The following is a 19,636-nucleotide window of genomic DNA, read 5'->3' on the forward strand; positions in this document are numbered from 1 at the left end:
GGCCGCGCACCACTTGTGGGTGAATCTCTCCGCCTCCCGGGTTGGGTTGTGGCTGGGAGTGCACGTCATGCGAGTTGCGATCTGGGCGGCCGTTGCGGCCGCATGGTTGTTTGCGTCTGCAACTCCAACAAGTGCCCGCGGTCCCTACGGCTCGATCACGGTCGGCAATTGGAAAGGCGGCGCGTTCACCAACGACAAGGACGGCGCGTTCACGCATTGCTCGGCGGGCACGGTCTATCAGAGCGGCATCTACTTCGTGGTGGCGATTACCGCGAATGGCAGTTGGCGGCTCGGCTTCGCCCATGAGAGCTGGCGCCTGACGCCGGGCGAGGCCTTTCCGCTCACGCTGACCTTCGACGGCCAGCCCGCGTTCAATGTCTACGGCATGCCGCTCGGCACCCAGCTCGTCAATGTCGAGATGCCGGTGACCTCCAACCTGATCAATCAGTTCCGCAAGGCGCGCCAGATGACGGCGTTCGCGCAGGGACAATTGTTCCAGTTCAACCTGAATCAAACCGGACAATTGCTGCCCGCGCTGGTCAACTGCGTAGCTTCGGTGAAGAGGAACGGCATCGCCAATGCCGGGGAATTCGCGGTTGCCGCGAAGCCCGCGGCCGCACCGCCGCCGCAGCAGGCGGCTCCGAATCCGGCGCAGAAGCAGGCAAAGTCCGGCACCGGGACCGGCTTCGTGGTCAGCAGCAGCGGTCACGTCGTCACCAACCATCATGTCATCAATGGGTGCAGCGAGATCACCGGCAATTTGAGCGGCGAGGCACCGGTCAAATTGCGGCTGGTGTCTGGCGACGAGACCAACGATCTCGCGCTGCTGCAAGCGCCGTCGCCGTTCAAGGATGTCGCCAAGATCCGGCAGAATGCGATTCCGGTCGGCAATGGCGTGGTGGCGATCGGGTATCCCTATCACGGGCTGCTGACGTCCGATTTCACCGTGACCACCGGCATCGTCAGTTCGTTGAGCGGCATCCTGAACGATACCCGCTTCCTGCAGATCAGCGCCGCCGTGCAGCCGGGCAACAGCGGCGGCCCGCTGTTCGATCTCGGCGGCGGTGTGGTGGGCGTCGTGGCCGCGAAACTCGATGCCGTCACGGTCGCGCGGGCGACCGGATCGATTCCGGAGAACATCAATTTCGCGATCAAGACCGGTGCGTTGCGCGACTTCCTCGACAATAGCGCGGTGCAGTACCAAACCACCGAATGGCACGATGCGTCAAAGCGGGAGACGTCCGAGATCGCAAAGGACGCGCGCGGCTATACGCTTCTGATCACCTGCAAGGTCAATGAACAGAGCGCGGGCGCGAAGAAGCCGAAAAGCTGAGTTTGGCAGTTCAGCTCGCAGGATGGGTAGAGCGCAGCGAAACCCATCATCGTTCCGCGCATGAGATTGATGGGTTTCGCTGCGCTCTGCCCATCCTACGGTCTAAAGCATGATACGGAAACGTGCGAAGCGGCTTTCCGGAAAGATCATGCGCAAACGAGAAGCCAAATCGAGATGATGATTCAACCTTATCTCATCTCGCTTTAGGTCAGCCGCCGTAGCATATGCAGCGTGATCTCTGCCGGGCAATTCAGCCGCACCGGCGCGAGGCTGGTGCCGGCGCCGGCCGATGTATATCCGGCAAGTTCGCCGAAGCGCCATGCACCCCTGCCCATCCGGCGCGGCAACCGCGCTTCCAGCTTGATCGCGACGCCGCCGGGCAGGCAGAGCTGGCCGCCATGGGTATGCCCGCTCAGCATCAGGTCGAAGCCGCTTGCTGCCGCCTCGCGATAGGATTCCGGCGTATGTGCGAGCAGGACCGAGAATGCATCGCGCGGGATCGCCGTTGCGGCCCTTGGAATGTCGTCGGTGCGATAGAAATGCGCATCGTCGATCCCCGCGAGATGGATCGTTGCGCCATCGCGCGTGATCGGCTCCTGCTCATTGAACAGCATGCGGATGCCCATCGCTTCGAGTGCGGGCGTCATGCGGATGCTGTCGTGGTTGCCGAGGATGCCGTAGAGCGGCCGCTTGATCCGCGCGCAGACATCCCGCATCAGCGCGAGGCTCTGCTCGAACGCGCCGAACGTCTTGCCGCGATAGTCGCCGGTCAGAACGCAGATGTCGCAGTCGATGTAGCGCACGATATCCATCAGATGGCGCATCGCACCCTGGCTGATATCGGCATGAAGATCGCTGAGCTGAAGGATGCTGAAGCCGTCGAACGCCGTGGGCAGCCGCGTCGATGTCACCAGGTTGCGCCGCACCTCGACCCGATCGGCGTTACGCCGCGCGCGGCCATGGAGGCCGGCCAGCTTGAGCGCGGTCTCGACGATCCAAGGTGCCAGGCTCAAATTCTCGACGTTGAACAGCAGCGTGCCTTGGCCGATCAGCTGCTTCTCATGTTCGGTCTCGACAGCAAGCCGACGCGCGACATGGTCGGCGCCGATCCGCTCGATCAACTCTTGCAAAGCCGTGTCGGCCATCGTCCCCCGTGCGAACCCGCGGTGCGAAACGCGAGTCGGCGCGACACTAGCATGCGTGATCCCGGTGCGGGATACCGCTCAGACCATAGGAACGCGCTTGGCGGCGACCGCGGCCGGCGAGATCACCTCGACGTCGAGCGGCACCTGCCAGCGCTCGGTGAAGCGGACTTGCGGCGGCGCGTTGCCGTTGCGCCCACCCTCCAGCACGAAGCCGTCATAGCCGGAGTTCATCACCGCATTGCACTTCTGCACATAGATCGGGAAACCGCCGATATACGGCATGAACACGCGAGGCCGGCCGGGAATGTTGGTGCCGACATACCAGGAGCTGCAAGTCGAGCGCAGCGAGACCGTGGAGACGTCGTTGACATGGGCGACCCAGGCGTCCTCGTCATCGCGGACCGCCTCGATCGTGCCGGCGCCGATGTCGCGCATGTGAGCGATGCAATCGGCCAGCCAGTCGACATGTTGCTCGATCGCCTGGATCATGCTTGCGAGCACCGACGGGCTGCCGGGACCGGTGATCATGAACAGGTTCGGAAAGCCCTCCGAGGCGAGGCCGAGATAGGCGCGCGGACCGGCGCGCCATTTCTCCGCCAGCGTCCGTCCGCCACGGCCGGTGATCGCGATCTTGTCGAATGAGCCGGTCATGGCGGCAAAGCCGGTGGCGGAGACGATCGCGTCGAATTTGTATTCGGTGCCTTCGACCACGATACCTTCGCTCGTGAAACGCTCGATCGGCGTCTTCGAGACGTCGACCAGCTTCACATGCGGCTGGTTGTAGGTCTCGAAGTAATTGGTGTCGACGCAGAGCCGCTTGCAGCCGAACACGTTCTGCGGGCACAGCAACTCGGCCGTCGCGGGATCCTTGACGATGCCGCGGATCTTCTCCCGCGCAAAATCGGCGATGGTGTCATTGGCCGCCTTCTCGAACAGCAGATCGCCGAAGGAGCCGAGGAAGGGCAGGCCGCCGCGCTGCCAGGCTTCCTCATAGAGCCGTTCGCGCTCTTCCTCGCTGGCCTGTAGCGCCGGCTGGGCGTTGAACAGAAAATAGAAGCCGGTCGGCCGTGCGCGCGCTTTCGCGCGCAGCTCCGGATAATGCGCCTTGGCTTCCTTCAGATAGTCCGCGGTCAGCCGCTCGTTCCACGCCGGCACCGACCAGGTCGCGGTGCGCTGGAACACGGTCAGCTCGGATGCCTGTTGCGCGATGATCGGGATCGACTGGATCGCCGACGAGCCGGTGCCGATCACGCCGACGCGCAGGCCGGTGAAGTCGACGCCCTCATGCGGCCATTCGCCGGTGTGGTAGATCGGCCCGCGGAAATCCGCCATGCCGGGAAAGGCGGGCCGGTTCGGCGCCGACAGGCAGCCGACCGCCATGATGCAGAATTTCGCGGTGACCCTGTCGCCGCGGTCGGTCTCGATCAACCAGGTGCCGTCGGCCTCGTCGAAGGTCGCCGCAGTGACGCGGGTGTCGAACACGATCTGGCTGCGCAGGTCGAAGCGGTCGGCGACATGGTTGGCGTAGGCGAGAATTTCGGGCTGCGGAGAATATTTCTCCGACCAGCTCCACTCTTGATCCAATTCCTCGGAGAACGAGAAGGAATATTGCAGGCTCTCGACGTCGCAGCGCGCGCCGGGATAACGGTTCCAGTACCAGGTGCCGCCGACGCCACCGCCCGCCTCATAGACCCGCGCGGTGAAGCCGAGCCCGCGCAGCCGGTGCAGCATGTACATGCCGGCGAAGCCTGCGCCGATCACCACGGCATCGAACGATCCGGTTTCCGCAGGGCGCGCAGTTGTAAGCGCGGCGCTCTCCTGAGCCATGGTCCGTCTCTTCCCTATGTCGTGTCGTTATGTCTTGGCCGCACCTCGTTGGACGCGACGACCGAAAGATTAGGGCGAGGGCGGTGCAGCCCGCAAGCGCATGGGCTGCCGCGTCGGGTATAGCTCCTATGCCGCGGTGCCGAGCGCTGCGGTATCCGGGCGCTGCCTCACTCCAGCCGCCGAGCGGATAGGAGGCGTTGTGCTTACACTCCGGCCAGGCTGGTTGCGGCCTCGTCGATGAAGGCGCTCACTTCGTCTGGCTTCGAGGCCAGCGACGCGTGGCCGGCTGCGAGCGTGATGATCTTGCGAGGATTCATCCGCTCCGACATCCGCTTCTGATTGTCGGGGTTGATCATCCGGTCTTCGCTGGAGATCTGATACCAGACCGGCTTTTTCCTCCAGGCCGGCGCGGTGATGTTGTCGCCGAACGTGCTGGCGAGCGGCGCCTTCTGGGTGACCGCCATCACCAGCGCTTCATCGGCGGGCAGGTCCTGGCAGAAGCTCTCGTGAAACTTGTCGGGCTTGATCCAGAGATATCCGTCGCTGTCCGGCGCCACGTTGGCAATCGCGGCCGGCGGTAGGCCTGCCGTGATGCCGCCGGGGCTCTCGCCGGCGTCGGGCGCGAAGGCCGCGATGTAGACGAGGCCGGCCACGTTCGGAAGATCGCCAGCCTCGGTGATCACAGCGCCGCCGTAGGAGTGACCGACCAGCAGCGTCGGGCCGGCCTGCTGCTTGACCATCTTGCGCAGGCGTTCGGCATCGTCGGCGAGCGAAGTGAGCGGCATCTCGACCGCTTGCAGGCCGGTGTGCCCTTTGTGCGAGAGCGCGACGATCACCTTGCTCCAGTGCGCCGCGCCTCCCCAGAATCCGTGAACCAGAATGATCGTCGGCTTGCTGCTCATGTTCGGCTCCTCTGGGGGACAGATTGCATGCTGTCGTCTGATCGCCGCCCGCAAAGAAGTAATCATGAAACCCGGATGGAAGCCACAGACGTGGCTGGAAAAGAAGAGCAGATCAGGCTTTCGGGGCTACCCGGTTGGCACGGTCGCGTTCTATGGACCCGACGACCTTCGCGTCAGCAAGGTCGCCGTCGCGGTGGTCACCGCCGAGGGAGTAGCTCCATTCGCGTTGCGCAGATGGTTCCCCGAGGCCGGCGATGTTCGCAAGGATTCGACGATCACGGAGGAGGTTGCCGCCTTCCTTCGCGGGAGGGGGCGCGCACGGTTGCCCTGGTGCCGACCATGATGGGGGGCCCGCATGAGGAGGGGATCGACTATCCTGAAGGGCAGGTTTGTCCGCAATGTCCGTATCGGGCCAACCAGGAACGCCCCTGCCGCGTTGAGAGCGATCAGGGCGTTCGAAGACGACTTCGCCATTGCGCAGCGGTTGGCGCTGGCAGAATTTCGGAATAATGGAAAAGTACCCTTGATTTGCCCGACGCGTCAAGCGCTTTTCGAGGTGCCCGCGGCTGCCTGCTGCTTTGCATGGGGTTGTTTTCGATATTTTCGGAGCGCGTCGCTGTGCTTCGTCGCTTCAGCGCAAACTGCCCTGCATGCTGTCGCGCGCCCCTCGCAATGAGGGAGCGTGACAGCAGGATTAGCCCTCCGTCTTGCTCACGATCCGGATCAACTCGTCGCCGTAATGCTCGAGCTTCTTGTCGCCGATCCCGGCAATGTTGCGCAGCTCGTTCAGCGTGTCCGGACGCATCGCGGCGATGCCGTCGATGGTGGAATCGTGCAGCACCACATAGGCCGGCACGCCGCGCGCCCGCGCGACCTCCGAGCGCCAGGCGCGCAACGCCGCATGCAGCGCGGGGTTTGCGACGCCGCCCGGACTGTCGGCCGCGGGCGCGAGATCACCGCGGCGCGACTTGCCGCGGACCGCGCGGTTGCGCGCGCCTTCCGGCTGCTCGCGCAGCATCACCGCGGTCTCGCCCTTCAGCACGCCGCGGGCGCTGTCGGTCAGCTTCAGCGCACCGAAGGCGTCGCTGTCGGCGCGCAGATGACCCATCGCCACCAGTTGCCGCAGCACCGCGCGCCATTGCTTCTCGTTGAGCTCGCGGCCGATGCCGAACACCGATAATTTGTCGTGGTTGAACTGCTTGACCCGCTCGGTCAACCGTCCGACCAGCACGTCGATCAGGTGCATGGCGCCGAAGCGCTGCCCGGTGCGATAGACGCAGGACAGCAGCTTCTGTGCCAGCACCTTGCCGTCGCGAACCTTCGGCGGCGTCAGGCAGTTGTCGCAATTGCCGCAGCTTTCCTCGGTCCGCGCCTCGCCGAAATAGCCGAGCAGCCGCTGCCGCCGGCAATGCACCGTCTCGGCCAGCGCGACCAGCGCATCGAGCTTGCTGATCGAGACGCGCTTGAAGGCATCGGAGCCAGTCGATTCGTCGATCATGCGGCGCTGCTGCACGATGTCGGAGAGTCCATAGGCCATCCACGCCGCCGATGGCTTGCCGTCACGCCCGGCGCGTCCGGTCTCCTGGTAATAGGCCTCGATGCTCTTCGGCAGGTCGAGATGCGCGACGAAGCGCACGTCCGGCTTGTCGATGCCCATGCCGAACGCGATCGTGGCGACGATCACGATGCCGTCCTCGTTGAGGAAACGGTCCTGATGCCGGGCGCGCACGCCGGCATCGAGCCCGGCATGATAGGGCAACGCGGGAATGCCGGCCTCGCTGAGCGCCGCCGCGACGTCCTCGACCTTGGCGCGCGACAGGCAATAGACCACGCCGGCGTCGCCGGCATGGCGTTCCCTGATGAAATTCTTCAGCTGCGTGGTCGCGTTCTGCTTGTCGACGATCTCGTAGCGGATGTTGGGCCGGTCGAAGCTTGCGACGAACTCCGGCGCGTCGGCAAGTGACAGCCGCTCGGCGATCTCCTTCCGCGTCAGCGCGTCCGCGGTCGCGGTCAGCGCGATGCGCGGCACCTTGGGGAAGCGTTCGGCGAGCGCGGACAGGCCGATATATTCCGGGCGGAAGTCGTGGCCCCATTGCGACACGCAATGCGCCTCGTCGATCGCAAACAACGCGATCTGCGCCTGGCCGAGCAGATTGAGGCAGCGCGGCGTCAGCAGCCGTTCCGGCGCCACATAAAGCAAATCGAGATCGCCCGCGATCAGCCGCCGCTCGACCTCGGACGCCTCCTCGTAGGACAGCGTCGAGTTCAGCACCGCGGCGTTGACGCCGGCCTCGGTGAGGCCCGCGACCTGGTCGCGCATCAGCGCGATCAGGGGCGATACCACGATGCCGCAGCCGTCACGCAGCAGCGACGGCAGCTGGTAGCACAGCGACTTGCCGCCGCCGGTCGGCATCAGCACCAGGCAGTTGCCGCCCTCGGTGACGTGGCGGATGATCTTCTCCTGCGCGCCGCGGAAGCCCGACAGGCCGAACACGGAACTGAGCACGGATCGCGCGTCGCGAGATAGATCGGATGTGCGATCGAGGGCGGGCTGGGCAGTCATGATCCCTTGCGATTTCCCCTGATTTTCTTGGGGTCAGCAGGCGGTGTTCGAACTCGTCCGGGCGAACGATACCGGAACGGAGCGTGTTAATACACGTCCCAACGGCAAACTCAATTCGAGACTCGAGGCCTGGTCGGGTTGCCGCGGATCATCGCAGATATTTGCCGCGGTCGCCGGCGCGGCAGCGAGCCGTGCCGGTCCAGACGCCACTCGCGCCAGCGCCTTGTCGGAATTATCCCGGTGACCGAGAGCGGTACCTTCAGGCGATCGGAGTTGGTGGCGCCGGCGGTGGCGTCATGGGTTCGACCTGGTAGCTCTTCGGCAGGTTGATCGGCCTGTAAGTCGGAACCTGCTCGATGCGTTCCAGCACCGAGGCATGGATGGTCGCGCCTTCGGGAATTGGCCGCGGCTCGCCGCGCGGCAGATAGAAGCCGAAAAAGGACTTTCGCGCCGGCCATTCCTTCCACTTGTCGCTCTTCGGAATCCACTCCAGGATTTCCCAGGCGCCGGTCAGCGAATTGTGCAGCGGGGCCGTCGCGCTCGGCGGCACATATTCGTGGCTGTGTGGCGGCAGCGGCAGCCCCCAGGCGAGATGGTCGATCAGTGCCTGATCCATATGCAGCCCGGCGGCCTTGGCCTGCTCGAGCATCCAGATCAGTGGAAACTTCGACGGCCCGCTCTCATCCTCCGGATAGCCGCCGCCGACGTCGGAGTGCACGCCGGCGAACCAGACCTGGCGGATGTCCTGGGGCACTTCTGTCTGCGGATCGAACGGATTCGACCGGTAGGGCTGCGGCTCCTTCCACTGGTTGAGGCGGAACATGCGCCGCCGCTCGTCGATCGAGATCGCCTGGCGGAAGCGCTTGACGCTGGAGTTGGTGCGGGTGAACAGCAGGGTCTGCATGTCGAACAGGAAGTTGTCCTGCCGCGGCACGATGATCGAGGCGACGGTGTCCCAGACGCCGACGAATTCGATGTCGATGTTGCGGCCGCCGGCGATCTGGCTGAAATGCCAGGCCTCCTTCAGCGGCGCATCGTCGAACGTGCCGTCGGGCTTCTGGGCGTCCGCGCTGGCCTTCTTGTAGGTCGAGAACGCATAGCCCGCGAGGTCGATCTGGTCGACCGGCAGCAGGCCCATCACGCGAACGAAAGCCGCCAGCACCCGCACGGTATAGGCGCCGCGGCTGAAGCCGAACATCCAGACCCGGTCGCCGGGCTCCCAGAGCCGGCACAGAAACTGGTAGGCGCCGAGCGTGTCCTCGTCGAGACCGGCGCCGAACGCCAGCCCGAACAGGCCGCGTACCTCCTGCTTGAAGCGGCCCCAACTGTTTTGCAGGCCGATCGTGCCGAGACCCGGATGATAATAAATCCGCTGCCGGTCATCCTTGTCGGTGACACGAAACAGCTTCAGCACGTTGGAAATATTGGCGCCGATCTCGTTGCCGGTGCCGTCGCAACAAATCACAATATCCTTCGGCATCCGTTTCCTCGCGGTCGCCGTGAAATTCGTGGCCCCAATCTATGGCAGGATGCGCGGAGGGTTCAATCTCCAATTGAAGACGGTTTAGTGTACGCGGTGTGACCGCCGTGCCGCCGGCGCAGCCCCGATCCGATTGCCGCCATTGGCACCAGCTGCATACTCGCTCTCCGCGCTATCCGTAGAATTCAATTGCCACACCCCGGAAAAGGTGGGAATCTGAATGTCGATCATTGCTGTGATGCGTTGACATTCTCTCCCGTTCGGGGACTTCGCCGGTGCGCGCGATCATTTTACCTGCGGGTTGCCGCAGTTTTCTCATCATCGGCAGGAACGGATCGGCATGAGCCATCAAGCCCTCGTGACGGTCATTCTCGCGGGTCTGGTGGTGATTGCGTTCGGATTGTTCTGGTGGGTCGGTGTCTATTCCGATCGCGTCTTTGCCAAGCGATTTCGCGCTCGCTTTCCCGAGAGGACGTTGAGCTACACCGGCGACCAGCTTGGCGAACTGGTGCAGTCCGATCTTCGGATGAAATATGTCTTTCCGATCCTGTTCCCGCTCGATCTCATCGTCATGCTAGCGCTGGCGGGCGCGTTGGGCGCGGCGTCATCGCACCTGCTCAAGCAGTTCTATCCGGCCGCGGCGCCGCTCGGCCTGGTGGTGCCGGCGGTTTATCTGCTCAGCGACCTGATCGAGGACTGTCTGCTGGCATGGCTGTTGCTGCGCGGCGACCGGCACGAGGCCGCGCGCTCGGTTTCGGTCCTGAAGGCGATCACGACGATCAAGTTCGCGAGCATCTTCGCATCGATCGCGCTGACGCTGATCGCCTTCGTCGGCTGGCTGTTCCACAACGAAGCGATTGCGATCTGAGACGGGCTGAGACCGTCATCGGCGCTGCCGTCTATTGATAGGTCGCCACGATGTCGGACACCGCACGCTCGAGCTGCCGTGCGGTGGCGCATTGGCGCACCACGGTGCAGAAGGTCGCGTAGCGCGGCATCTCGGAATCGCCAAAGCCCCAGACCATGCGGCCCTCGGGATTGAGCCACACCAGCCGTTTGGAGCGCTCGCCGATGCGGCGCAGGATGTCGGCGCGCGGATCGAGGTTGTTGCTGCGGGCGTCGCCGAGCACGATCACCGTGGTCTGCGGCGTGATCGCGCTCATCCAATTGTCCTCGAAATCGGCGAACGAGTTGCCGTAGTCGGACGAGCCGAAGCCGACCTTGGACATGATCTCCTTCATCGCCTCTTCCGGCGACATCGATTCCAGGATGTCGCTGACCTCGATCAAATGGCCCGAGAAGGCGAACGAACGGACGTCGTCGACCACCTCATGCAGGCTGTGGATCAGGAGCAGGAAGAAGTCCGAGACGCGGGCGACCGAGCCCGAAACGTCGCACAGCGCCACGATCTTCGGTCGGTCGCGGTGCTTGCGCTTCCACGCGGTCAGGAACGGCACGCCGCCCCAGGCCGCATTGCGCCGCAGCGTGCGGCGGACATCGAGATGGCCGCGACGTTGGCGCTTGCGCGGCTTGGAATAGCGTTCGCGCAGCCGCCGCGCGATCTGGCGGATCAGCGCGCGCATCTGCTCGACCTGCCGCGGCTCGATCCGCGCCAGCGGCGCGTTGCGCAGGATCTCGTTGCGCAGGTTCTCCGCTTCCTCGCGGCCGTAGAGCAGCAGCGCCTGCGAGACCGCGTCGCGAACCGTGCCGCGCAGGCCGTTGAGCGCCTCCTGCAAACGTTCGGCGAGCGCCGGATTGCGCGTGGTCTGCTCGTCGATGTCATCGCGCAGGCGCTGGATGCCCATCGCGTCGAGGATACGGGTCTGGAAGATGCCGCGCTGGGTGAAGTAGCGGATGTCGGGCAGCGAGGCGGCGCCGGAGGCGTTGGCGATCGCCGTCGAGATCGCGGAACGATCCTGCGACAGCAGCATCTGCGCCAGCGAGCCGATATTCTCGTTGGCCGCGCCGCCCGACGTGTCGCCATGCTCATCGGCCGAGGGGTTGGCGCCGGATGCGCTGCTGTCGTCAGCCTTGTTCTGCTCGGCGCTCTCCTGCTGCGGCTCGGGCTGGCTGAAGAACAGGTCGAAGCATTCGCCGAGCGAGCGCTTCTCGTCCTGGGTCTTGGCGAGTGTCAGCAGGAAGGTGTCGCGCAGGACATCGCGGTCGGCAAAGCCGACCTGGGCGACCGCCCGCATCGCATCGATGCTTTCGGCGGGCGAGACCCGGACCCCGGCCCCCCGCGCCACACGAAAGAAGCGATGCAGGTTCTCGCGCATCTTCTAAAGAGCGATGAAATTGGATTGAATTGTCATCGCGCTTTAGCTCCTTCTTTGAGCATGATCTTGTCGGAAAACCGCTTCACACTTTTCCGGATCATGCCTTAGCTGAACACGCCCTGGCGCGATGCCTTGGCGATGAAGGACGAGATCTGCGGCGTCGCAGCCTCGATGTCGGCCTCGTACTTCAGCAGCACGTTGAGCGTGTCCTTGACGATCTCGTGGTCGAGCTCGTTCGCCTGTAGCAGCACCAGCACGCGTGCCCAATCGATCGCCTCGCTGACCGAGGGCAGCTTCTTCAGGTCGAGCGAGCGGATCTCGTGGATGAAGCCGACCATCTGCTTGCGCAGGGTCTGCGAGATGCCGGGCACCCGGCTCTCGACGATGCGCTCTTCCAGCTTCTGCTCGGGGAAGCCGATATGCAGATGCAGGCAGCGCCGCTTCAGGGCGTCGCCGAGGTCGCGTTCGCTGTTCGAGGTCAGGATCACGGTCGGCGGCGCCACCGCGGAGACGGTGCCGAGCTCGGGGATCGTGACCTGGAAGTCCGAGAGGATCTCCAAAAGCAGCGATTCGAATTCGGCGTCCGATTTGTCGATCTCGTCGATCAAGAGCACGCAGCCGGCCGGCTGCTCCAGCGCCTGCAACAGCGGCCGCGGCTCGACAAACTCCTTGGAGAAGAACACGTCGCCGAAGGTGTGGAGCTGGTCGAGTGCCGCCGCCAGCGTCTGCGCGCCGCCGAGCACCTCGCCGAGCTTATCCTTCAGGATCTGGGTGTAGAGCAGCTGCTTGGCGTATTTCCACTCATACAGTGCCTTGGCCTCGTCGAGGCCCTCATAGCATTGCAGGCGGATCATCTTCATGCCGCGCCAGGCGGCGATCGCCTTGGCCAGCTCGGTCTTGCCGACGCCGGCAGGGCCCTCGACCAGGATCGGCTTCTCGATCTGCTGCGACAGATAGACCGCGGTCGCGATCTGCCGGCTTGCAATATAGCCTTGCGCGGCGAGGCCGCTTTCCACGGCCTCGATCGAGGCGGTGGGCCTGGTATCAGCCACGAGGGTCAGCTCCGAATTACCTTGAACTCGGACCTGTTCTGCGCCCGTTGCGGGCAAAGCACAAGGCTCGTTTGGCCCGCGATGGCTGGAGACCAAAGGCTGGGGTTAGCGCATGGTTCGGGGTATTTCCGCCGAGCGCAATACGGCTGAGACGCTGCCGCTAGCCGGCGCAGCTCTTCACGAAATCCTTGCGCTGCGGGCCGGTGATCTTCTGGTCGATGGCCTGTTTCAGGCAGTCGAGATGCGCCTGCGCCATGCAGAGCTGCATCTGGTCGCGCTTGTCCTGACCCTTCAGCGCCTGGGTGGAGCTCTGGCAGGCTGCGCGCTTGGCGCCGGGCACGGGCGCGGCCGCAGCAGTGCTCTCCTGCGCGGGAGCCGCCGCTGGCGCTGCTGCGGCAGGGGCCGGGGTCGATTGCGCGAGAGCCGCGAACGAGACCAGCAGGGAGCCGGCCGAGACGAGGGCGACGACGAGACGTTTCATGGAATCTGCCTCCGCAAGCATCGTCCGGAAACGGGGATGCTGTTTCCGGAAACACGCTCAGATCAGGAAAGAGGCTTATGATTAGGAAGCTTCGGCTGAATGCCCGGTGAATGTGGCCGGAACCGACTTCACCTCAGCGTGAGGCCGGTCGCGGCCTCGAGCTCGGAGATCGCCTGCGCGGCGTTCGCGACCTTGATCGTGGTCATGCCCATCTCGCGCGCCGGCTTCAGATTGACGCCGAGATCGTCGAGATAGACGCAGTTGTTTGGATTGACCTGGAGCGTCTCCACCATCATCCGGTAGATGCGCGGATCGGGCTTGCGCAGGCCGATCTTGGCGGACTCGATGACGTGATCGAACAGCGCCATCACCTCGGCGACATACAGCGTGCGTCCGCTGTGGCTGCCGATCGCATTCGACGGCAGGTTGTTGGTGATGCAGCCGGTCTTGAATTTCGCCTTGATGCGCTTCAGCGCCTCGACCATTTCGGGCCGCAGGTCGCCGGACAGCAGCGGCAGTACGTCCTTGCCGCGCACCTCGGCGCCGAGCGCCTTCGATTCCGATGCGAACAGCTCGTCGAACGCGTCGATACCGATCTCGGCGCGCTCGAACTTGGCCCAGGCGTTCTCGAGATGGTTGGCGGCGTTGGTGCGGCGGATGATGTCGATCGGCAGGCCGCGCTCGGTCTCATAGCGCGCGAATGCCTCGAACGGCGAGGTGGTCAAGACGCCGCCGAAATCCCAGATCACTGCCTCGATCATCAAAATCCCTGCCCGTTGCAAAGCGGCGGCTTCGCCTCGGTTCTTCCGCCGGTTCGGCGGAAGACAGGGAAACGCGCGTCAAGCCCTCTTTATTGGAAGTGGCGCCGGTCAGGCAAGCCGCCAGTTCGCGGCAAACTCCGCCGCGCGGAAGACTCACCACACCATCGGCACCAGGCGGTAGCGCACGCGGGTGAGATACTCGGCATAGCCATCGAGCTCGGCGGTGAGCATCCGCTCCTCCATCATCGACCGCAGGCCAAGCAACGCCATCATCACCGGCACGATGACGAGGCCCCACCAGGACCCCAGCAGCAGCGGCGTGCCGAGATAGGTCAGCAGGCCGCTGGCATAGATCGGGTGGCGCACATAGGCGTAAGGCCCCGTGGTCACCGCGGCGTGCCCGCGCTCGCGCTGGATTTTCACCACCGGCGCGGCGTAGCTGTTCTCCCGGTAGGTCCGGTAGACGATGTAGAACGACGCCGCGATCATGACGGCGCCGGCGCATTGCAGCCAGAACGGGATGAACGAGGTCTGGTAGCGCATCGCGTCGAGCGCCATCAGCGGCAGCCATGTCAGCCACAATAGCGGCATGATCGAGGTGATGACGCGATCCCACCCGGCCTGGCCGCGCGCGGTGCGCCGCTCGGCCAGCAATCCCGGATCATGCCTGGCGAGCCAGGCTTCGGTGATCAGCCCGCCGATCGTGATCTCGGCGAGGAACACCCAGCCGCCGGCCCATCGCATGGTACCGGCCGCGAGAAAGAGGAGCGATCCGAGGCCCACGCATGTGAAGGCGGCGCGACGCAGATTGATGCGAGGAGAATTGCCGTTCTGGTCCATGTCTCTCTCCGACAAATGGCAACGGCCGCGCCGCCAATCGGGCGGGCCGTTGCAGGCCTGGGCAGCGGATCGCAGCGATAATCAGTGCGCGACGCCGATCACGGCCGACGCGTCCAGTTTCGCGCCTGTCCGGAGTAGACCTTGCTCGGCATTGCGCGGGCGGTGGGGTCGAGCAGGATCTTCATCGCGGTGTTGAGCCGCGCCTCCGAATGCGGCGAGCCGTCATGGCGCATCTGCTGCGGAGCGCCGGGGCCTTGCGGCGGCGCCATGTAACTCGACGTGGTCGGCGGGGCGGGCGTGGTGGCGATCTTCGGACGGGCGACAACGGCTGCCTCCAACGGGCGCCGCGCGTCGGCAATGCTCGACGCTGCGGATGGCGCTTCCGCCGGCGGCGGAGAGGCGGCGCTGTCGGATCCGGATTTGCGGGGCGTTCTTGCCATGGCATCGGCTCCATAGGTTCGGTGATGACGATAGTTTCAGGATTTGGACCTCAGGACTTGTCCTCGTCGGATGTGGTGCGTTTGGCGATGATCGGGTTGCGGTCGCTGATCGCGGCGAGCAGCGCGGCATGGGTCACGACTGACGATACGACGATCTTTCCGGAGGGTTCGATCCGGCGACCGTTCCGCGGTTGCTGTGGGCTCTTGGCGGTGGATTTTTCCATCATGGCAGTCTCCTCTCGGCAGGGGTGGGGCCCGACTGCGCCGGGCCCCGAGTTTGGCGATCAGATGCCGAAAGCACCGAGGACGCCCGGCAGCGCCTGCACGACGCCACCGACGATGTCCTGCCAGCCCTGCGGGTTGACCGAACCGTTGGTCGCCACTTCGGCAATCCGCTTCGGACCGCGCTCGATGCCCTCACACTGGATCGGGCTACGCACGCTGCCGAAGGTCTCAAAGTCGTTCCTTGCGTACATGTTCAGCTCCTTCTTTCGGTTTGAATTGACGGCGACTACGGGAGGTGAGCACCGACCGGGGCAGCCGTCGCTGGACGTCGCCCAGGGGATCGCTCATCGCGTCGATCCCCTGAACCACGTGACGCCAATTCGCGCCACGTTCTGATCTCCTCCGGACGCAGAGGAGCAATCGCGTCAATAGACCTGCCAGTTCCGCAGCGGCCCGACCGCCACCGGCACCACGTCGCTCACGTCGATCGTGTACTGATAGACTTCGCGCGCCTGGGTCAGGACTTGCGTCGGGTTGAAGAAGCGGTAGGTCACGTCGTGGCAGATCGAGTCGGGGCGGCAGATCACGCTCTGGTCGACCTCGACAGTGTCGAGCCGCAGGCCCTTCTTGGCGACGTCGCTGAAGATCTTCCGCGTGTTGTAGGCGTTCATCGCGGAGTAGTTCAGCGCGCGATCCTGCGGCGAGAGGCCGACATTGCGGAACTCATTGTAGATCCGCTCGAGGAAGCCCTCGGCGCCGGCCGGCCAGGTGTCGGCGTCGGGCCCGAACAGCGTGTAGAGATCCCACTGGTAGAAGCCGCGCCAATCGGTCACCAGCGTCGGCACGACGGTGCCGTTCAGCAGCTTGGTCGTGTTGGTGCTGTCGACCCAGCCGGCCATCGAGACCCGCGCAACACCGCCGCGCGGCGGGAATGCCGGGGGCGTGACTGGTCGTGCATCGGCTTCAGCCACGGCCGCTGTCGCGATCACCACCGTACGGGTGGTCGCCGGATCGTCGTGCGAGACTTCCTGGTGCCACAGCGCGAGGATCAGCGCGGCGAAGAACCCGAGACCGAACACATCGAGCGGCTTGATCGCGTAGATCGGGATCGAATCGATCGTCATCGTCCAGGTGATGGCGTCGGCGTCCGGGAAGTTGTTGCCGGCGCCGGCCGGCGTCGCGGTCTCGCCTTCGGCCTGGTTCAGCAGATAGCGCGCCATGATCGCCGGATTGTAGGGGGCCGACGTATCGCCGGAGCGATCGCGCTCTGGGCCGAATGCCGGATCGCCGCGTCCGATCAGGCTGTCGCGCCAGTTGGCGATCGCCTGCACGAAGTAATCGAGGCGGGCTTCCTTGCCGAAATCGTAGAACAGCCTGCCGATCGGGAAGGCGAGCTGACCGGTGGACTCCGGCGTCGCGCCCTGCGGGCGCATGCCGCCGCCACAGCCGCAGCTCTTCTCGCTGGTCCGCACCGCGGGGGCTTCATACATCGGCAGCGCCTGCGGCACTGCGACGGGATACGCATTGCTCGGCATCAGTGCCGGCAATTGCTGCGGTTGCAGCCAGGTTTGCGGCATCATGCCGGCGGCTGGCATCGCCATCTGCGGCATCATCATCGGCGGCATCACCATCTGCGGCGCTGGCGCCGGCATCCAGACCATGTCGCCGCCCGGATAAGGGGCGTGGTACGGATAGGGCGCGGGCGCTGCGATCGGCGCGGCGACGACGCCGTGATCAACGGGGGCCGCCATGGCCGCAGGTGCGGCCGGCTGGGCCTCGCTTGGCGTGATCCCGGCGCTGCTTCGCAGGACCGAGCCGTCCGGCCCGAAGATGCGCGGAGCCGATGGTGCAGACATTGCTGATAGATCTCCCATGGAACCCTCTCTGGTTGCAGTTGGCTGAGCGGCGGATGACGGTTGGACGAAAGGGCGCGCGGTCACTCCCCAGAAGCGGGGAGGCGCGGCCGTGGCACCCGACGGCATGACGGCGTCCGCCTGCTCGCCAAGCAGGGCGGCGACAGCCGCGGGAATATCGAGCCGTCCGGCGAGACAGCGCGAAGCGCCGCTGTCGCTGCGGCAGGGCACGGCGCTTTCGAGCAGCGCGGCACGGACGGCTTGCGGATCGGCCTTGCGTCCGTTTTGGCGCAGGCATGAAAGCAGCAGCGCGACGACGCCGGTGACGATCGGCGCAGCGAAGCTCGTTCCCGAACGCAGGCTGACATTGCGGACCGGCGAGGCGCCGGCGATGTTCTCGCCCGGCGCCAGGATGCCGTTCTCGAGATAGGCGTCGCCGAAATTGCTGAACGGCAGCGGATTGCCGGCCAGATCGCATGCGCCGACCGCGAGCACCGAAGAGAGGCTGCCCGGCACCTGAACGCAGCGGCAGCCGTCATTGCCGGCGGCGGCGACGATCAGCTTGCCGGCGCGTTCGCAGGCGCGCACCGCATCGACCAGAATGCGGTCGGCCTGTCCGGTCGCGGATTGCTGGCCGCTGCTGATGTTGATGATGTCGGCGCCGACGGCGAGCGCCTGGTTGATCGCGAGCGCGAGGGTGCTCTGCGAGGACGGCTCGATCTGGCCGCCGGCATTCTCGCGATAGATCGAGAACACGGTGGCGCTGCAATTCGGCGCCACGCCGAGCACCGGGCTGCCGGGCGTGCCCATCAGCACGCTCGTGACATGGCTGCCGTGCTCGGACTGGATCGTGGGCGAAGACGGCGCGACGAACTCGCCACCCATCGCGACACGGGCCTGCCTGAGCGAGGGATGATTGAGGTCGACGGGACCGTCGATGATCGCGATCTTGACCGCCGGGTCGCCACCCGACGTTCTCTGCCACAAGGCAGCCAGACCAGCGATGTCGGCGACTGGATTCATGAAATCATTCCCGATCGATCTGCCGCGCGTCCACGCAGCCGATCCGCCTTCCGCGGCAATTGGATTCAGGCAACGAACGAAAATCGGCAGAATGTCGTTGCGTTGGTGCTGTTGTGGCAGGTCTGCCGCGAACAACCTATTCGCCGCGGTGGATCAGAAAGGATCGAGCCGACGATAGGGATCGATCGATCCAGGAGATCGATCCATGAGATCGATCGCGCGCCGCAAAAGATCGATCAAAGGGTTGGGTTCGGATCATCTGACGGCGCAAGTTGCGCGCGCCTGCACATGACGAGCCGCGTTGAGCGCCGGCGCGCGAACACGCCGTCGCCGGTCGAATACGGAATTCAGGATATTGCCGTCAGTCCAGCTCGCGCCGCCGGTCGGGAGCGGGGGTGAACGTCGCGATCCACGGTGCTTCGCGCACCCGCCGCATCGCCTGGGTTCTGCGCGGCAGGCCGAGCTTCTGCAATACGTGATGGACGTGATGCTTGACCGTAGCGAGGCTCAGATTGAGATCGCGCGCGATCTCCTTGTTGGACATGCCCTGTCCAATGAGCTTCAGGACTTCGCTTTCGCGGCGCGTCAGCCCCTGCTCCGCTTCGATCGTATCCGTCTGACGCTCCATGCAAAACAGCGCTCGCAGCAGGCCGCCGGAAATCTCGGCGCTGCAAGCGAGCCGTCCCGATGCGACGTCCGACAGCGCGCGGCAGAGTTCGTCGAAGCTGGCGTTGCGGGAAATATAGCCGCTGAACCCGGCGCGGCCGCAGCGGACCACGTCACGCCGGTCCTCGTTGAGGCCGAGCGCGACCAGGGCAATGTCCGCATTTTGGCTCGCGATTACGCGCACTTCGTCGAGATCGATGCCCTGTGTGACGTCGATCAGGATGACATTGACGCTGCTGGTTTCGAGTGCCTCGCGCAGGCCGGCGAGATCGGAAGCCGCCGCCTCGATCGCAAACTCGGCGTGGTCCTGGAAACTCGAGGTAAGCCCCTCGCTGAACAGCCTGATCGGCGTGACGACCGCGATCCTCATCATTATCCTCGAACTCAATAAAATGGCGGATGGAAAAGCCGTATGAAAAGTCACGGCACCGGCATCCAGAAAGTCATGAAGGTAAGTATGCGGTATGCTGCCAGAGGTTGTATCAATATCGGGACGAAATTACGGCCTCGATGATCGCATGATCAAGAGAGGCAGTTCACATTCGGAGCGTGGTCTGGAACGCACGGCGCGGGCCGTCTCTGGGCGCGTATCGAGACAGGAGCGGTGACGCGGCGTGCCGTGCGTGATGGCGGTGCGGGAATCTGGCGGCGACGTCAACGCTGTAGTCATCGACGGCTCAATATTTAGACAATTGACGCGCACAGGCCCGGATGCTCTGTACGACATCGTGTGTTCGCCGAGGCCGTGTGTGAGCGACGCAATGTCGCG

19 protein-coding genes are annotated in these 19,636 nt (G+C 64.8%); 3 read left to right on the top strand and 16 right to left on the bottom strand.

Annotated features, from left to right (window positions below; all coding sequences use genetic code 11):
- The first annotated feature begins 67 nt into the window (after window positions 1-67).
- Entirely contained in the window at window positions 68-1,333 is a 1,266-nt protein-coding gene (locus tag CWS35_RS08720) for a S1C family serine protease (RefSeq protein ID WP_100956156.1), read from the top strand.
- Between the two features lie 203 nt (window positions 1,334-1,536).
- Here CWS35_RS08720 and CWS35_RS08725 read toward each other — a convergent pair whose 3' ends face one another.
- The 3 genes from CWS35_RS08725 to CWS35_RS08735 form a co-directional block, all read right to left on the bottom strand.
- Window positions 1,537-2,478 (bottom strand): metallophosphoesterase, encoded by a 942-nt coding sequence (locus tag CWS35_RS08725; RefSeq protein ID WP_024578698.1) that lies wholly within the window; start codon window positions 2,476-2,478, stop codon window positions 1,537-1,539.
- A gap of 78 nt (window positions 2,479-2,556) precedes the next feature.
- Window positions 2,557-4,305 (bottom strand): NAD(P)/FAD-dependent oxidoreductase, encoded by a 1,749-nt coding sequence (locus CWS35_RS08730; protein WP_100951651.1) that lies wholly within the window; start codon window positions 4,303-4,305, stop codon window positions 2,557-2,559.
- A gap of 203 nt (window positions 4,306-4,508) precedes the next feature.
- On the bottom strand, window positions 4,509-5,207 hold the full coding sequence (locus CWS35_RS08735) for an alpha/beta hydrolase (RefSeq protein ID WP_100951652.1): 699 nt from the start codon (window positions 5,205-5,207) through the stop codon (window positions 4,509-4,511).
- Here CWS35_RS08735 and CWS35_RS08740 point away from each other — a divergent pair.
- A complete protein-coding gene (locus CWS35_RS08740) occupies window positions 5,185-5,550 on the top strand; it encodes a hypothetical protein (protein ID WP_210202778.1) in 366 nt (121 codons plus the stop codon). The two genes, CWS35_RS08735 and CWS35_RS08740, sit on opposite strands and share 23 nt — an antisense overlap.
- Before the next feature lie 351 nt (window positions 5,551-5,901).
- Here the strand turns inward: CWS35_RS08740 and recQ are convergent, their stop codons facing one another.
- The 3 genes from recQ to CWS35_RS38885 form a co-directional block, all read right to left on the bottom strand.
- Window positions 5,902-7,770, bottom strand: coding sequence for a DNA helicase RecQ (gene recQ, locus CWS35_RS08745; RefSeq protein WP_100951653.1), 1,869 nt, complete (start codon window positions 7,768-7,770; stop codon window positions 5,902-5,904).
- Window positions 7,771-8,029: 259 nt separating this feature from the next.
- Window positions 8,030-9,250 (bottom strand): DUF2235 domain-containing protein, encoded by a 1,221-nt coding sequence (locus CWS35_RS08750; protein WP_100951654.1) that lies wholly within the window; start codon window positions 9,248-9,250, stop codon window positions 8,030-8,032.
- 172 nt (window positions 9,251-9,422) lie between these two features.
- The gene (locus CWS35_RS38885; protein WP_157817099.1) at window positions 9,423-9,599 is read right to left on the bottom strand and encodes a hypothetical protein; all 177 of its coding nucleotides are present in this window, start codon (window positions 9,597-9,599) and stop codon (window positions 9,423-9,425) included.
- Here CWS35_RS38885 and CWS35_RS08755 point away from each other — a divergent pair.
- Window positions 9,591-10,118, top strand: a complete 528-nt coding sequence (locus tag CWS35_RS08755) for a hypothetical protein (RefSeq protein WP_245438919.1) — start codon at window positions 9,591-9,593, stop codon at window positions 10,116-10,118. The two genes, CWS35_RS38885 and CWS35_RS08755, sit on opposite strands and share 9 nt — an antisense overlap.
- Before the next feature lie 31 nt (window positions 10,119-10,149).
- Here CWS35_RS08755 and CWS35_RS08760 read toward each other — a convergent pair whose 3' ends face one another.
- The 10 genes from CWS35_RS08760 to CWS35_RS08800 all read right to left on the bottom strand — a co-directional run bounded on the left by CWS35_RS08760 (window position 10,150) and on the right by CWS35_RS08800 (window position 19,237).
- Window positions 10,150-11,526, bottom strand: a complete 1,377-nt coding sequence (locus tag CWS35_RS08760; RefSeq protein ID WP_100951655.1) for a VWA domain-containing protein — start codon at window positions 11,524-11,526, stop codon at window positions 10,150-10,152.
- A 104-nt stretch (window positions 11,527-11,630) separates the two neighbouring features.
- The gene (locus CWS35_RS08765) at window positions 11,631-12,578 is read right to left on the bottom strand and encodes a MoxR family ATPase (RefSeq protein WP_100951656.1); all 948 of its coding nucleotides are present in this window, start codon (window positions 12,576-12,578) and stop codon (window positions 11,631-11,633) included.
- Window positions 12,579-12,738: 160 nt separating this feature from the next.
- Window positions 12,739-13,059, bottom strand: coding sequence for a hypothetical protein (locus tag CWS35_RS08770; protein WP_024578707.1), 321 nt, complete (start codon window positions 13,057-13,059; stop codon window positions 12,739-12,741).
- Window positions 13,060-13,187: 128 nt separating this feature from the next.
- Entirely contained in the window at window positions 13,188-13,820 is a 633-nt protein-coding gene (locus CWS35_RS08775; RefSeq protein WP_192827255.1) for an HAD-IA family hydrolase, read from the bottom strand.
- 153 nt (window positions 13,821-13,973) lie between these two features.
- Entirely contained in the window at window positions 13,974-14,660 is a 687-nt protein-coding gene (locus CWS35_RS08780; RefSeq protein WP_024578709.1) for an isoprenylcysteine carboxylmethyltransferase family protein, read from the bottom strand.
- 98 nt (window positions 14,661-14,758) lie between these two features.
- A complete protein-coding gene (locus CWS35_RS08785) occupies window positions 14,759-15,100 on the bottom strand; it encodes a hypothetical protein (RefSeq protein WP_145987216.1) in 342 nt (113 codons plus the stop codon).
- Window positions 15,101-15,150: 50 nt separating this feature from the next.
- On the bottom strand, window positions 15,151-15,327 hold the full coding sequence (locus tag CWS35_RS39455) for a hypothetical protein (protein ID WP_168200235.1): 177 nt from the start codon (window positions 15,325-15,327) through the stop codon (window positions 15,151-15,153).
- A gap of 57 nt (window positions 15,328-15,384) precedes the next feature.
- A complete protein-coding gene (locus tag CWS35_RS08790; protein ID WP_021078101.1) occupies window positions 15,385-15,576 on the bottom strand; it encodes a hypothetical protein in 192 nt (63 codons plus the stop codon).
- A 174-nt stretch (window positions 15,577-15,750) separates the two neighbouring features.
- Complete coding sequence (locus tag CWS35_RS08795; protein ID WP_100956160.1) at window positions 15,751-18,201, bottom strand: S8 family serine peptidase; 2,451 nt, start codon at window positions 18,199-18,201, stop codon at window positions 15,751-15,753.
- A gap of 361 nt (window positions 18,202-18,562) precedes the next feature.
- A complete protein-coding gene (locus tag CWS35_RS08800) occupies window positions 18,563-19,237 on the bottom strand; it encodes a response regulator transcription factor (RefSeq protein WP_100956162.1) in 675 nt (224 codons plus the stop codon).
- Window positions 19,238-19,636 lie beyond the last annotated feature (399 nt).

This window comes from Bradyrhizobium sp. SK17 (assembly GCF_002831585.1).
In the GTDB taxonomy this organism is placed as follows: Bacteria; Pseudomonadota; Alphaproteobacteria; order Rhizobiales; family Xanthobacteraceae; genus Bradyrhizobium.

Bases quoted from the DNA above. Each gene is read 5' to 3' on its own strand.
- CWS35_RS08740 (WP_210202778.1), top strand. From the start codon at position 5,185: ATGATCGTCGGCTTGCTGCTCATGTTCGGCTCCTCTGGGGGACAGATT.
- CWS35_RS08755 (WP_245438919.1), top strand. From the start codon at position 9,591: ATGAGCCATCAAGCCCTCGTGACGGTCATTCTCGCGGGTCTGGTGGTG.
- CWS35_RS39455 (WP_168200235.1), bottom strand. From the start codon at position 15,327: ATGATGGAAAAATCCACCGCCAAGAGCCCACAGCAACCGCGGAACGGT.
- recQ (WP_100951653.1), bottom strand. From the start codon at position 7,770: ATGACTGCCCAGCCCGCCCTCGATCGCACATCCGATCTATCTCGCGAC.
- CWS35_RS08785 (WP_145987216.1), bottom strand. From the start codon at position 15,100: ATGGCAAGAACGCCCCGCAAATCCGGATCCGACAGCGCCGCCTCTCCG.
- CWS35_RS08730 (WP_100951651.1), bottom strand. From the start codon at position 4,305: ATGGCTCAGGAGAGCGCCGCGCTTACAACTGCGCGCCCTGCGGAAACC.
- CWS35_RS08770 (WP_024578707.1), bottom strand. From the start codon at position 13,059: ATGAAACGTCTCGTCGTCGCCCTCGTCTCGGCCGGCTCCCTGCTGGTC.
- CWS35_RS08795 (WP_100956160.1), bottom strand. From the start codon at position 18,201: ATGAATCCAGTCGCCGACATCGCTGGTCTGGCTGCCTTGTGGCAGAGA.
- CWS35_RS08720 (WP_100956156.1), top strand. From the start codon at position 68: ATGCGAGTTGCGATCTGGGCGGCCGTTGCGGCCGCATGGTTGTTTGCG.
- CWS35_RS08790 (WP_021078101.1), bottom strand. From the start codon at position 15,576: ATGTACGCAAGGAACGACTTTGAGACCTTCGGCAGCGTGCGTAGCCCG.
- CWS35_RS08780 (WP_024578709.1), bottom strand. From the start codon at position 14,660: ATGGACCAGAACGGCAATTCTCCTCGCATCAATCTGCGTCGCGCCGCC.
- CWS35_RS08775 (WP_192827255.1), bottom strand. From the start codon at position 13,820: ATGATCGAGGCAGTGATCTGGGATTTCGGCGGCGTCTTGACCACCTCG.
- CWS35_RS08750 (WP_100951654.1), bottom strand. From the start codon at position 9,250: ATGCCGAAGGATATTGTGATTTGTTGCGACGGCACCGGCAACGAGATC.
- CWS35_RS08800 (WP_100956162.1), bottom strand. From the start codon at position 19,237: ATGAGGATCGCGGTCGTCACGCCGATCAGGCTGTTCAGCGAGGGGCTT.
- CWS35_RS08725 (WP_024578698.1), bottom strand. From the start codon at position 2,478: ATGGCCGACACGGCTTTGCAAGAGTTGATCGAGCGGATCGGCGCCGAC.
- CWS35_RS38885 (WP_157817099.1), bottom strand. From the start codon at position 9,599: ATGGCTCATGCCGATCCGTTCCTGCCGATGATGAGAAAACTGCGGCAA.
- CWS35_RS08760 (WP_100951655.1), bottom strand. From the start codon at position 11,526: ATGCGCGAGAACCTGCATCGCTTCTTTCGTGTGGCGCGGGGGGCCGGG.
- CWS35_RS08735 (WP_100951652.1), bottom strand. From the start codon at position 5,207: ATGAGCAGCAAGCCGACGATCATTCTGGTTCACGGATTCTGGGGAGGC.